The organism is Nitrospira sp., from assembly GCA_037045225.1.
In the GTDB taxonomy this organism is placed as follows: domain Bacteria; phylum Nitrospirota; class Nitrospiria; order Nitrospirales; family Nitrospiraceae; genus Nitrospira_A.
The window spans coordinates 1-12,189 of sequence record JBAOHZ010000004.1 but is presented as its reverse complement, the minus strand read 5'-3'; the positions used below and the strand labels follow the sequence as shown (position 1 = coordinate 12,189).

Annotated in this window: 13 protein-coding genes; 7 read left to right on the top strand and 6 right to left on the bottom strand. The window is 58.3% G+C overall.

What is annotated here, in order from left to right; translation table 11 throughout:
- The first annotated feature begins 842 nt into the window (after nt 1-842).
- From V9G17_00405 to V9G17_00390, 4 genes are read left to right on the top strand one after another with little or no spacing between them, the layout of a single operon-like run.
- Nucleotides 843-1,109, top strand: coding sequence for a PqqD family protein (locus V9G17_00405; GenBank protein ID MEI2751034.1), 267 nt, complete (start codon nt 843-845; stop codon nt 1,107-1,109).
- A complete protein-coding gene (locus V9G17_00400) occupies nt 1,106-2,188 on the top strand; it encodes a radical SAM protein (protein ID MEI2751033.1) in 1,083 nt (360 codons plus the stop codon). The genes V9G17_00405 and V9G17_00400 overlap by 4 nt, the downstream gene beginning before the upstream one ends.
- Nucleotides 2,172-3,056: a hypothetical protein gene (locus V9G17_00395; protein MEI2751032.1), complete on the top strand. Its 885-nt coding sequence runs from the start codon at nt 2,172-2,174 to the stop codon at nt 3,054-3,056. The genes V9G17_00400 and V9G17_00395 overlap by 17 nt, the downstream gene beginning before the upstream one ends.
- Nucleotides 3,053-3,550, top strand: a complete 498-nt coding sequence (locus tag V9G17_00390) for a S24/S26 family peptidase (protein MEI2751031.1) — start codon at nt 3,053-3,055, stop codon at nt 3,548-3,550. The genes V9G17_00395 and V9G17_00390 overlap by 4 nt, the downstream gene beginning before the upstream one ends.
- Nucleotides 3,551-4,011: 461 nt before the next feature.
- Here the strand turns inward: V9G17_00390 and V9G17_00385 are convergent, their stop codons facing one another.
- The 3 genes from V9G17_00385 to V9G17_00375 all read right to left on the bottom strand — a co-directional run bounded on the left by V9G17_00385 (nt 4,012) and on the right by V9G17_00375 (nt 6,680).
- Nucleotides 4,012-5,376, bottom strand: a complete 1,365-nt coding sequence (locus tag V9G17_00385) for a hypothetical protein (GenBank protein ID MEI2751030.1) — start codon at nt 5,374-5,376, stop codon at nt 4,012-4,014.
- Between the two features lie 388 nt (nt 5,377-5,764).
- Nucleotides 5,765-6,040 carry a ribbon-helix-helix domain-containing protein gene (locus V9G17_00380; GenBank protein ID MEI2751029.1) on the bottom strand — a complete coding sequence of 92 codons (276 nt, stop codon included), beginning with the start codon at nt 6,038-6,040 and terminating at the stop codon, nt 5,765-5,767.
- The gene (locus tag V9G17_00375) at nt 6,033-6,680 is read right to left on the bottom strand and encodes an AAA family ATPase (protein ID MEI2751028.1); all 648 of its coding nucleotides are present in this window, start codon (nt 6,678-6,680) and stop codon (nt 6,033-6,035) included. The genes V9G17_00380 and V9G17_00375 overlap by 8 nt, the downstream gene beginning before the upstream one ends.
- Nucleotides 6,681-7,180: 500 nt before the next feature.
- On the opposite strand from V9G17_00375, the gene V9G17_00370 reads away from it, so the two are divergent.
- Nucleotides 7,181-7,570 carry a hypothetical protein gene (locus tag V9G17_00370; protein ID MEI2751027.1) on the top strand — a complete coding sequence of 130 codons (390 nt, stop codon included), beginning with the start codon at nt 7,181-7,183 and terminating at the stop codon, nt 7,568-7,570.
- A 586-nt stretch (nt 7,571-8,156) separates the two neighbouring features.
- Entirely contained in the window at nt 8,157-8,543 is a 387-nt protein-coding gene (locus tag V9G17_00365) for a hypothetical protein (protein ID MEI2751026.1), read from the top strand.
- A 231-nt stretch (nt 8,544-8,774) separates the two neighbouring features.
- On the opposite strand, the gene V9G17_00360 is transcribed toward V9G17_00365, so the two are convergent.
- Nucleotides 8,775-10,718: a MobA/MobL family protein gene (locus V9G17_00360; GenBank protein MEI2751025.1), complete on the bottom strand. Its 1,944-nt coding sequence runs from the start codon at nt 10,716-10,718 to the stop codon at nt 8,775-8,777.
- 291 nt (nt 10,719-11,009) lie between these two features.
- On the opposite strand from V9G17_00360, the gene traD reads away from it, so the two are divergent.
- A complete protein-coding gene (gene traD, locus V9G17_00355) occupies nt 11,010-11,444 on the top strand; it encodes a conjugal transfer protein TraD (GenBank protein MEI2751024.1) in 435 nt (144 codons plus the stop codon).
- A gap of 3 nt (nt 11,445-11,447) precedes the next feature.
- On the opposite strand, the gene V9G17_00350 is transcribed toward traD, so the two are convergent.
- Nucleotides 11,448-11,837: a HEPN domain-containing protein gene (locus V9G17_00350; GenBank protein MEI2751023.1), complete on the bottom strand. Its 390-nt coding sequence runs from the start codon at nt 11,835-11,837 to the stop codon at nt 11,448-11,450.
- Nucleotides 11,834-12,151, bottom strand: coding sequence for a nucleotidyltransferase domain-containing protein (locus V9G17_00345; protein MEI2751022.1), 318 nt, complete (start codon nt 12,149-12,151; stop codon nt 11,834-11,836). Before V9G17_00345 ends, V9G17_00350 begins: the two co-directional genes overlap by 4 nt.
- Between the last annotated feature and the right edge of the window lie 38 nt (nt 12,152-12,189).

Here is a 12,189-nt window from a genome sequence, read left to right as displayed (position 1 = left end):
CGATAACTTTTCATTATATACCGTCGAATGTTCAAGATCAATTTGTCAAAAATTAAGAGCTTTAGCACAACTTCGCATCACTACTAAATCAACAGTTAGACTGAGCGCATCTTTACCGACAAGGCCACGGGGAGCACATGTCCAACACCCTAAGTTGGCGAACTATCTCAAAATACTCGTTACAAAGTATAATATGCTTGTTATTTGAAAAATTGCCTGACTGGCCCGTTCGCTGCGAGACTTCATCAACCTTATGGATGAGCTGAAAGCGATAGGCTGTAGCTTAGAAATTAAAGCGTGTAAAGTCTTTATTGCATAAATACGAGTAGAGAACAGCATGGATAAAAAACGCGCGGCCCCTCGTAAACCCTACGCAAGTCCGACATTGAAGAAGTTGGGTAGCATTATATAGAGTTAAACCGTACTAAGTTAGCTGTAGCGGCGCAAAAAAACCGCATAATAGCCCGTAATTAATCGGCTCAAAAACCGGTTATTAAACATCTACTTTTTAACCGACTTATTAAGGTAATTCTATCACCTATTCTTGATATTTTGAGGAGAACTCATGAAACAATCGACTGTAATTTCAACTGAGCCTAAGAGCGAAACTTTAGACAAACCCAAGCAGCCCTACTCACCACCTAAGTTCACTTTTGTCCCCCTCAAGCTGGAGGAGAGGTTGCTGTCGTGCTCAAAGATAAAACAAGGCTGTGCAGCTCACACCCGACAGAATAGTTAGTGTCTAAGAGCTCACGTAGAGTGGTTATCTGCTCCAGCTTTTTTGTGCAATGAGATCTGACCGGTTTTGAAAACCGGTCAGATCATTTTGATTTTGAGAAGAAATGAAACGCAAAACAGATTTTATAATGCAAAACGTCGCTGGCGAAAATCTCCTGGTGCCGCTCGGGGCGCGGATGATGGACCTGAACGGCCTCATCACCCTGAACGATACAGCGGCCTGCGTGTGGGAATTGCTGGCGCAAGAGCGCACGCTGGCTGAACTGGCCAGCGCCGTGGCGGAGCGCTTCGACGTGACCCCCGAACTCGCCCGCGACGACGTACAGACCTTCATGGACGAGATCGCCAAGATGGGGCTTTTGGAGTCATGACCGCCGCCCGCGTCGCCTTACCTACCGATTATGGCCCGCTGATCAGCGAACTGCACCGCCGTGCCGCGACCCGCCGCCAGCCGGTCAACGGTACGTTTGAGTTGACCGAGCGTTGCAACCTGACCTGCCAGATGTGCTATGTCCGCCAGGCGGCTGGGGATCAGGCGGTGCGCACCAAGGAACTCTCGACGCCAGAGTGGTTGGAACTGGCGCGTCAGGCCGTTGACCACGGTATGGTCTTTTTGCTCCTCACTGGCGGCGAAGTCTTTCTGCGTCCCGACTTTTTCGAGATTTACACGCCGCTCACCCGCCTGGGCCTCATCCTCACCCTGTTCACCAACGGCACGCTCATCACCGAGGCGCGCGCGGCACGTCTGGCGGAGGCTCCACCCAGCCGCACCGAAATCACGCTCTACGGTGCCACCGCCACCACCTATGAAGCCGTCACCGGCGTGCCCGGCAGTTACGCCCGCTGTTGCGCCGGCATCGAGGCGCTGGTCAAACACCGCGTCCCGCTCGGCCTCAAGACCACCATCACCCGGCACAACGTGGGCGAACTGGACGCCATGCGCCAGATGGCGCACGACTGGGGCCTGCCGTTCTCGGCCGGCTGGCTGCTCTCCCAACGGCGCGACGGCGCCCCGTCGGAGGCTGCCGCCTGCCGCCTGTCCGCTGCCGAGTGTGTCGCTCTCGAAGCGACCGACCGCGCTTCCGCCACCGAATGGACTGAAACCGCCTTGCGCGAGGCTTCTCTCGGCCCGGATCGCAATTTCTATTGTCAGGCCGGCCAAGCTGCTTTTGTCGTCAATCCACGGGGGGAAATGAACGCCTGCATTGACCTGCCGTTGCCTGCCGCCCGCCCGCTTGAAACCGGCTTTCGCGCCGCCTGGGAACAGGTGCAGCGCTTTGTGGATACGGCTCCGCCGCTGGCGCCGTCTTGCCTAGCCTGCGACGCACGCGCTTATTGCCCGCGCTGCCCGGCGTGGTCGGCACTGGAAACCGATACTCTGACCGAACCCGTGCCCTATCTGTGCGAAATTGCTCAGGCGCGCAAGGGACGTTATGGCCAACCTGCATAATATTCCCATCCGCATTGCCAATATTTTGATCGAGTTAACCAGCCCACTCTCTGCCGTCGAACTCGGCATCGAAGGGCGGCTGGGGCCTTTTCGCGCGACGAACTCGCCGGAAAAACCGTTAGCCCGTGTAGCCCTGCGTTGGGAAGAAAGCCCCTCTCCGCCAGTGCCGCGCGGCGATCTGATTTACGACCCCGGTTCGATCTGGAAAATGTACCGTGACGGACAGGATAACTACGCCGCGCTGGCGTACCAGAACGAAGGCCAGGCGGCGCGGGTGCAAAGCGTGTTGCGCGCCAATGCAGTGTGGAACGACCTGACGCTGACCGAACAGCGTACCGGCACACCATGGCAGAGTCTGCTGAACGTCGGTGCCGGCGAATTGGTTCTACGCGCCGCCATTCTCTTCACCGGCGGGTTGGTCTTTCACTCCTCTGCCCTGGACGACAATGGCCAAGGCATCGTCTTCATCGGTCATTCCGGCGCCGGCAAGAGCACGCAAGTGGAGTTGTGGTGTCAGGAGCCGGGCGTGATCGCCATGAACGATGATCGCATCGCCGTGCGAATGGAGGCCAACGGCCCGATGTGTTACGGCACGCCCTGGGGCGGCACGGCTGACATCGCCCGCAACCATGCCGCGCCGCTGGCGGCCCTGATCGTATTGGAGCAAGCGCCGGAGAACGCCATCCAACCGTTGGCCCCGGCGGCGGCCTCGCTGTTGGCGGCGCGCGCCTTTCTGCCGTATTGGGATCCGGCGCTCATGCAGCGCGCCTTTACCAACCTCAATGCCATCCTGGCGCGAGTACCGGTCTATCGCCTGCGCTGCCGGCCAGAGAGGGCGGTCATTCCTCTGGTGCGGTCGATATTATGATGATTCTCCCCAGCCGCGAACTGATGCCTATAGTCCGCGCCGCCCTCGAACGCGGTCAGCGGGTGCGCATGACCGTGACCGGCAGCAGCATGTTCCCTTTCCTCCGCGACGGCGATGTGGTGGAACTCGAACCGGCCCTCACGCTTCGTCTGGGGGATATGGTGCTGGTGCAAACGGACTCATCGGACGTAATAGAGCGCTATGTGTTGCACCGTATCGTGCGGTGGGTGGACGGCGCGGCGTTTTTAATCCGTGGCGACGCACAACTGCATTGCGAAGGACCGTTTACCCCAGATGCCGTGTTGGGCCGGGTCACCACTGCTTGGCGCAACGGTCGCCCCCGCAACTTGAATCACGGCTTGTGGTGGGTGGCTGGGCTGATATGGGCGCGAACAAATCCACTGGGACTGTCACTTCTTCAGCTCGCCTTACCGTCATGGCAACTGGGTCGGCGCACGCAACGGTGGCTACAACAGTTCTGGAAGCAGGCCTAACAAGTCAATCGGAATGGGGATATCGGTTGTTGAAGGAAACTCAGTAAAAATCGGCAACCGCCATCCGCACTAACTTAGCGATTTTAAAACAAAAACGGTCCCTCCGGCGTTTCTCGGGGCATCGACGCCTAGTCTCTCGACCACCCGTTCGATCATGACCACTCGAAAGACCCTGGATTAGTTCCAATAATAGGGATTATCGGCCCTGTTCCACGGTTCCCCCCCGCGCCCCCCCTCCCCACTAAACACCGTTCAGTGACCACCCCATCCCTGGAGACCGTGGACAAGCCGTCCTCCCTGACGGAGCCGCCCCCGCTCGCGCCCTCCCTGGCGCTCACGGTCGCCCTCCCTGGCTGGACGGCAGCACCTCCAACCACCCCACACAAAAAAACACCCCGACATCCCCCAACCCGAAAAACCCAAGGGCTACGCCACTAGTAATACGCAGGACAGTTGACACCCTACTCTTTGAGCATCTTACGAACCGCCTCGGGACTTACCCCTAAAACTGCCGCAATTTGCCGTAAAGACTCACCTTTTTCTCGCCTTGACTGTGCTTCTACTCGGCGTTGTTTCGCAGTTCTCAGGTAAGTAGCCCGATCTTCAGCCTCGCGATTACGTTCCCGGTGACGTTCCGCCGCTTCCTCCGGCGTAATGATGGTCTTAAGTTCTTTAATTTCATCGTCTTGCACGTTGAATAGGGCCAGCAGGGTGCGATTTCTGGGGGTGTAGAGCGGCGGATAGGTGCGGCCATTGAACTCGATCCGTTCACCGGCTTCGTAGGCTTTGGCTTTGCGGTACAGGGTGGAGAGCACGGAGCGCACGTCCTTGTCGAAGTCGGGACAGACTTCCCGAACCAGGGCTTGGGCTTCCAGATAGAGCTGGTTGGCGGGGACCGCACCGGATAGCAGCAGGAAGTTGAGGCACCAGTGGACGTACTTGGAGCGGTAGCCGTGGGGGATGCCGTGCTCGGTCCAGCCGCGCCGTTGAGCGAGCTTGCGGAGGTCTTCCAGTCGGTCCCAGGCCAGTTGCCGACCCGAGAACACTCGCAGATTCCCGGTCTTGCCGCCGGGGATAACCTTTAGCGGGGTATGGGGCTCTGTCGAGTGTGGCCGCTGTGTCCGCTTGAGTTGGAGGGCTTCTCGCGAGACGGGTAACAGCGTTTCGGCTAGCCATTCGAAGGGGTAGCGCCGGACGTCCTCGGCGTGCCGCTGCACCCAGAGGACGCGCACCCGTTCGCCGGAGCGGGTGTTGACGGTATCGACCAGCCGCAGCACCCGGCTGGCGTCCCGCGCCCCTGGATCGGCGCCGAACGGTTCAAGCCGGGCGACCAGTTCTTTTTGCACGGCGTTCCAGCGCGGCAGGGCGGCGCGCGGTAGGGGACGCTCCAGCAGCCATTTCGCCTGTAATCCCCGCCCGCTGTAAATCACCAGTGAGGGCAGGGGCACGTCCTCGTCCCCGCAATGGCCCAGGAACCGCCCTAGGAGCGTTTCTGGGCGACTTTCGCCGTGGGGGGTCTTGTAGGTATCCAGATCGACGAAACACAGCCCCAGACGCAGCAGGTGGACGATGCGGCGGTTGGGCCGGTGAAACTCGGCTTGGGAAATCCAGGTGTCCCGTTCCGGGTCGAGGGCGGCGATGATCTGGGGGAGGACATCGAGGCGGTAGGCCCGCTGGATTTTCAGCGCTGGCGGCCGGTGTCCCGGCGCGGCGTCGGGTTCGGCCCACAGCAGAGTGAAAAAGCCGCGATCCTCCGCGCGATGATAGAGCGCAGCTTCGTCCAGCCGGGCCAGCAGCGAGGGGAGTGGTTCAGGTTGCGGCTGCATGAACCGACCCTCGCGCTTGAATGCGAACCGAGGGGCGGCTACTATGGAAAGTGCCGATCCCCAATGTATTCGGTACTGCGCCTCGTAACCTTCCGCCTGCCAAAGCTTTCGGGTTACGGGGCGTTGTCACGTTCACGCCCATACCGTTTTGTCCTTCCGGTTTTAGAATTCCTCATCACCTATCCGTGACAGGATAGTAACCTCCTTCCCAAACCGCCACATTTTGTGGGCATCAACCGACTAACAAGCTAGTCGCGTCGCCGCCAGCTTCTCGCTAACTCGCCATCGGAAATCCTCTTAATTTTTTAATTAAATCAAAAGTGATTTAATTAAAATGTTCATATGTAATGATGTGAACATATAAATATGATGACATGTTGGTTTTCCATCATTCTTCTTTAACGGTCGGCACGTTGTACTTCACGAACAAGTCATTCAACGCTTCCGCGACGAGTGTTTGAAGACTGGCGCCGTTGCGTGCCTGGATCAACCGCAGACTGGATTTAAATCCGGGCACCAGATAAGCGGTGATATTCGTCTTGCCCTCGCGACTTGGCGCCCGATAGCTCTCACTCCGGGCCGGGGTCGTGTTCGCTTTCGGCTTGGTGACTTTGGGTTGCTTGCTGTCGAGCGCCCGTTGTAAGGCTTGCAGTTTGTTACTCATGCTGTGCTGTCGTCCGAGTGAGTTGTTGAAGGACGAACCGGTAAAGCTGCTCCAGTTCGACAGCGGCTTTGCCGTCCGGATCGAGTTCTTGCGGAGCTAAACCGTTCATCGGTGCTTCGGCGTAGCTGGCACGCTGGCAAAGATGCACCGGGCAAACGGGCAGACCGCACGAGTCTCGAATCATCGCCTTGGCTTCTTCGGCTTGTTTGCGGGCCTGAGGATGCAAGCCGTTCAAAACCAAATAAGCCGGGGCGGTACCGGCCACCCGCAAGAGATCGCGCATGGCCGGCAGCGTCTCCAAGTCAAAAATCTGCGGCCGCGCCGGAATGAGAACCAAATCGGCGGATCGGGCCGCCTCGACGGCGGCGCTGTCGGATTTCCCCGGCGTGTCGATGACGACAAATTCGGCGCCGTGCTCTCGGGCCGTTTTCAAGGTTTGCCGCAATCGACTGACCTGAGCGGATACGACGGCTGGATTTGGTGCTTCCCGGCGGTCCTTCCAGTTCGCGGCGTTCGCCTGGGGATCAAGGTCAATGATCGCGGCGGCCTGTCCGGCGCGCGCGGCCGCCACCGCCAAGCCCAAGCTGGTCGTCGTTTTTCCGGTTCCGCCTTTCTGTCCGATCAGTGCCGTAATCAACATTTTAATTTATTAATATGTAAACATGTTAAATAGTAATAATGTTTCATGCATGACGTCAAGCTCGAACCGCACCCAAGATTTAGCCACCCTTCACGATAACCAATCGCCTAGCGGCTTCGGCGCCGACAAGACGATTGCGGTCGTCCATGACTGTGTCTATTGTTAGATTTTTCGGAACACCCGTGTATCAAGGACTTGCGCGGAGCCGTCGGAAAAACCTGGGGCCTTTCGGCACACAAGGTCCATTAAATTCAACGAGCGGTCGCTTGAAAGAAAAAGCCACCGGCTGCGGAAGAACCAGAAGTACGTGAAGCCTATAATAAAAAAGGTCGGTTGCCTTAATGTAATGGTTTCAACAGGGGGACGATGTAATGACAAAGCAGTGGATGACCGCGTGTCCTCTCACGGTGAGCTTGATCCTAGCTTGCGGACCCGCCTTGGCCGATCCCGGCCAGGAGCAGGCTTGTGCGGGCCGGGTATCCGAAATGAGGGACATTCCAATGAGCGACGTCCGAGTGACGAGGACCGAAGGCTCGAAGTCGGGCATAGCCACGGTGGACTTGATCTTCCCGGGCGGTTCAGCCACCTGTTGGGTGGACCGGGAGTACAACATCCATGACATGCACTTCAGCCGACATCCGGAGCGCCAGCGGCGCTCGTCATCGTCAAACAAGGACGCGACGGGCGATGCAAACGCTCAGGAACAAGCCTGTGCAAGCCGGATGGCCGACGAAGTGAACGAGCGCATGAGTTCGGTTCGCGTGATCCAGTCGAACGCGTACATCATGGGGAGCCGCCAAGTAACCATGTCTACGCCCGGAATGAAGGCGTTGTGTACGGCGGACATCCACAACAACGTTGTCTTCTTCAAGTTCATGCCACCCGATTGAGCCGACTGGCTGCAATTTACTGATTCTACGAGTTATTAACGTACGATTTTTCCGTTTCGCGAGGTGATCGCGCGAAACGGTTTCCTTTTGTGCTGCTGCCTTTAACACCTGAGATTCAGGATTTCACGACTCGGCACCAATCTTGAATTTCGTGATTTCTTAAACTGAGGATGTTATGGATTTAAAGTCGCTCCTCTTTTCTTTTCGCGGCCGTATAAATCGGCTCCCATTTTGGATGGTCACCTTAATCTTAATAGGATGGGGTACTATCTTCCAGAAGCTGATGGGGCCGTATGGACCAGAGAATCCGATGACTATCGGGTCGGGATTCATAACACTTGCGAATTTCGTCATCATATTGTGGATTGGACTAGCTGTACAAATCAAGCGCTGGCATGATCGCGCTAAATCCGGATGGTGGGTACTCCTCAACCTTATTCCTGTTATTGGTCAGATTTGGGTACTTATCGAATGCGGCGTTCTACGAGGAACGGCGGGTGATAATCACTTTAGCAAAAAATCTACTTCCTCGTCACAATAGACACTCACAAACTGAAAGAAGATGAAAAACGTAAATCGACTACTTATGACAACAATTACATCTTGCTTATTGCTGCTTTCCGGATGTGCTACCCAGAAGGAAACAATGATCAAAGAAGGTTACCCGCTATCGTATGCTGAGGGATTCGATGATGGTTGCCATAGTGGAAATAAAGCCGGGGGAAGTTTATTTGATCAATTCAAGAAGGATACAAGGCGGTTTGAACAAGATAGCCAGTACGCACAAGGATGGTCCGATGGATTTAGGCAATGCGAGTCACAGCAGGAGGCGACACAGCGGCAAACAAGAATGGCAATAGAACAACAAAAACTGACGGAACAACGTAAACAAAATAAATTGCAAGAGCAATATCACCTCGAACGTGAAGCTTTAAAGGGTGTTGATACAAGTAACTTCAATTATCTCAAGTAGTTGCTATGAAGCATAGAGCCCATCTGTGCTAACAATCGCATTCACGCGGATAGCATAAAGCTCTGCTCGTTCCTCGCTCTGCTTTTTGCTGCCAGTGATGCGTGACGTTATCCTTGAAAAAAATTCGCCTAGTCTCGCATCCAGATTTTCTTAAAAACCGCTTATTTCTTATCATTCCTCCCACGAAATTCAAGATTGGCGCCCGAATCGTGAAATCCTGAATCTCTTGACTCACCCCCTCGGCGTGGGAGGCTTCGGTTTGGAAGAAGGCCACTGCGGCAAGTGTTGCCCGTGCGCCTCAAACTGCACCCGTGCCGCGTGGTTCATCAGTGCCTCACATTCGTCGATCCGCTGCTGTAATGCCGCCGCTTGCTGCTGTCGCTGCTCGGCCTGTCGTTGCACGGCATCGCGGGCCGCTGGTAATAGCTCATGAAACCGCTGCTGGGCTGCTGCGTAGTCGTGTTCCGCCTGGGCTGCGGCATCTTCGGCGTGCTGGATGCGCTGTTCCCATGCCGGCCGTTCCCCGCGCTTTAGCCCGAACCAGCTCGCCGCCGAGTGGTTCCAGCCGTGAAAGGCGTCGGTGACCGCTTCGAGCTGCCGGTGGGCCGTTTGCCGGTGGGCTTGCGCCGGCGTGAGTCCGGCCCAGTGCGTCGCGAGTTGGACGGCATTCGGGGGACGAACTCGTTGCAGGGCTTCCAGTTCCGTTTGCCATTGTGCCCGGTCGCGCTCCAGGGCGTGAAGATCCACGGCGAGCAGGCGTTGGCGCTCGGCATCTTCCGCCGCCGCTCGTTCGCGTTCCGCTTGTGCCTGCGCCTCTCGGGCGGCAACCTGCGCCATGACCGGCTCGTAACAGCGTCGGGCCGCCGCGTCCAGCCGTTCGGGGGTGGGAGGAGTCGTGTAGCCGGCTTCCTGGAGGCGTCGGCACAGGGATTCGCCGAGGGCTTCGAGCACCCATTGTTCGGCTTGTTGGGCGTTCTCCGCGTCGGCTTTCACCGCCTGGAAGAACGCCAACGCCTCGTCGTCCAGCCGTTGTGGCAGCTCGGCGATGAGGGTCGAGATGACCGTTTCCAGGGCGTGGCGTTCGGCGTCCTCGGCTTGTTGTTCGTGCTTGGCGACCTGGGCTTTCAACGCTGCATAGCACCGCTCCGTGACGGCATGGACCGCTTCGGCGGGGTGTGGCTCCGGTGCCAAACGGCCCACGATCTGCCGAAGCAACGGCAGGATGCGTTCCCGATGGGCTGTCCAGGATTCGTCAGCCGTGCGTTGGAAGTGGCTATGGTCTTGATGATCCGAGTGTTGCAGCCACTCCCCAAACGCCATGGGAATGCGGTCGAGTGCTCGCCGCTGGAGAACCGCTTGTCGTTCGGCGGCTTCGGCCCGTCGTTGCCGTTCGGCTGCAAGCTGGACCATCGCCGCGCCGCAATTGGGAAGGGCTTGGTTTAGCCCGGCTTGCGCTGCCGCCCGTTCGGCGCGGGCTTGTCGGAAGGCCAGCACCACCGCCCGCGTTGCGGGCTGCCGCCATTCGCTGGGGAGTTGCTTGCGTTCCGGGGGGATCGTTGACCCTCGTTCGAGGTGGCTGCGCATGTCGATCCGCTCCGGCCGGCCCGCCCGTTCCAGGGCGGCGTTACAGGCGATTTCCCAGCGTTGCCGCAGTCCTTTGAGGTGGGCGACTCGCTCCGCTGCGCTGAGATAGCCGCCGCCATAGGGACCGTAGCCTTTTTTCGCGCCGCCTTTCTCTGGGGCTTTGGGGTTGTGGCGGCGAAAGTAGCGCTCGGGATCGCGGTCGATGCCATCCACCCGCCGTTCGGAGAACATCAGGTGAACGTGCGGTTGTTCGTGGCCGTCGGCGGCGTTCGGGTTGTGGATCGCCCATTGGTAGGCGTGGCACCCGCCGAGTTCTTGTTGAACGAAGCCACGCACCAGGGCGAGCCGTTGCGCGGGGCTCAGTTCGCGTGGCAGGGCGATTTCCATTTCCCGGTAGGTGGTGCCGTTGGCGCGTTCGTGGGTGTCGGCGGCTTGCCAGAACCGGTTGGGTTCGGTGTCGGCCCAGACTGGGAGGTTGCCGGTTTCCTTCGCTTCCAGCTCTTCGCCGTGGTGCAGCCGTCGGGCGTATTGTGCTTCCCGCGCGATGTAGGCGGCGTGCGCGGCGGCTTTTCCCGCTTTGCCAAATTTCATCGAGAGTCGAGCCAAAGCCATGTCGATCAACCGCGTTTCGGTTTCGGGGGTATGTCGTAGGGGGCGAAGCCCCCTCGACCGCGCGGTTTCTTGGCGATGACCGAAGGGAGGTGACAAGAAACCATTAAGCGCGCCTTTGCTTGCAAAGGATTCTAGCGGCTCACCACCGGTTACGCTAGTCGATTAACTAAGGTTGGGTTATCCCCCGCCGGCCGCGGGGGCGCCGATAAGATCTTATGGTAACGGGAGAGTGTTACACTGGCGGCGGTCAATGCGAAGGAGGGAGTTCGGATGTCCGAGAATGCGAATGCGCGGTGGTTGGCGGATCGCGTGGCGTATTTGCGTCAACTGAAAGCGCCGAGTGAACCGCAGCGGTTGTTGATGATGTTGGCCGAGAAGCCGGATCGCTCGCCCGCCGATGACCGTCATTTGGCGGTGTTGGTCCGCGCCGAGAAGGCCGATGAGCGCTTTGCGAAGTTGCGGGGCTTGGCCGCGAAGGTGGTGTCCGAGGAGAAGGCCGCCGCCCGCAAGGCCCGTAACCATCGTTTGATTCAGCAGGGTCTGCTGTTCGATTTGGTCGGCTTGGAGTCCCGTGATCCCGCCGAGTTGGCCGGCGCCCTGGCGGCGCTCGCCGAGCTCGATGATCCCGCCCGTTGGGCGCAGTGGAAGACGAAAGGTCAGGCCGTTCTGGCTCGTAAGACGGAGGCGGCTGCGAAAGCGCAGTGAGCGTTAGGAAGTCGCCAAAAGCTCTGCAATACACGCGACAAAGCGAGTTGCGGTTTCAAGGGCTGCCGCCGACCGTTCGAGCGGAATATTGGAGTCTGGCCCCGTTTCGTAGTCGGCTACAGCTTTCAGGTTATAGGCCTGGCCCAAGAAGGGCGCGAAGGCTTTATCGATGCGCGGCTCGCTTTTTGCCAGCCGGTGAAACTCGCTTTGTACGCCCTGATGGGTTTTGGCAACCTTGCCGGTCTGCTCGAAGATGAGGGCTTGCGCGGCATGGAACACCGTTAGATAAGCGCCGCGCCCGGCATCGTTGCTGAGTCCATAGCCAAGGGCGGCCTTGGCGTTGCTCAGGCATTGGCGCGCTTTTTCGAGATAGCGGTCGGCCTCCGGCGTCACAGATCGCGTCCTTCCCGTCTCAACTCGTGCATGAGCGGCGTGCGCTCCCGATACGAGCCTGCCCGGTACGGCATGGCGTGAATGACTTCGCCCGTTTCATCCAAAACATCCGTGGCGATCATCGCGATTTTGTCGGCTTCCACCCAGCGGTCGGCAAGGTCTTTGAGAAACACGGCCACGTCATAGTCGGAATCAGGGAGCGCGTCGCCTCGTGCCCGTGACCCAAACAGAACCACGCGCTCGATCCGGTCACCGTACAGCGCATCGAGCGCGGCGCGGAATTTGGATAGAACAATGGGATTTGCGGTAGTCATGTGAGATTTTTAGCATAAGCCTCGCACCTGCCACAACG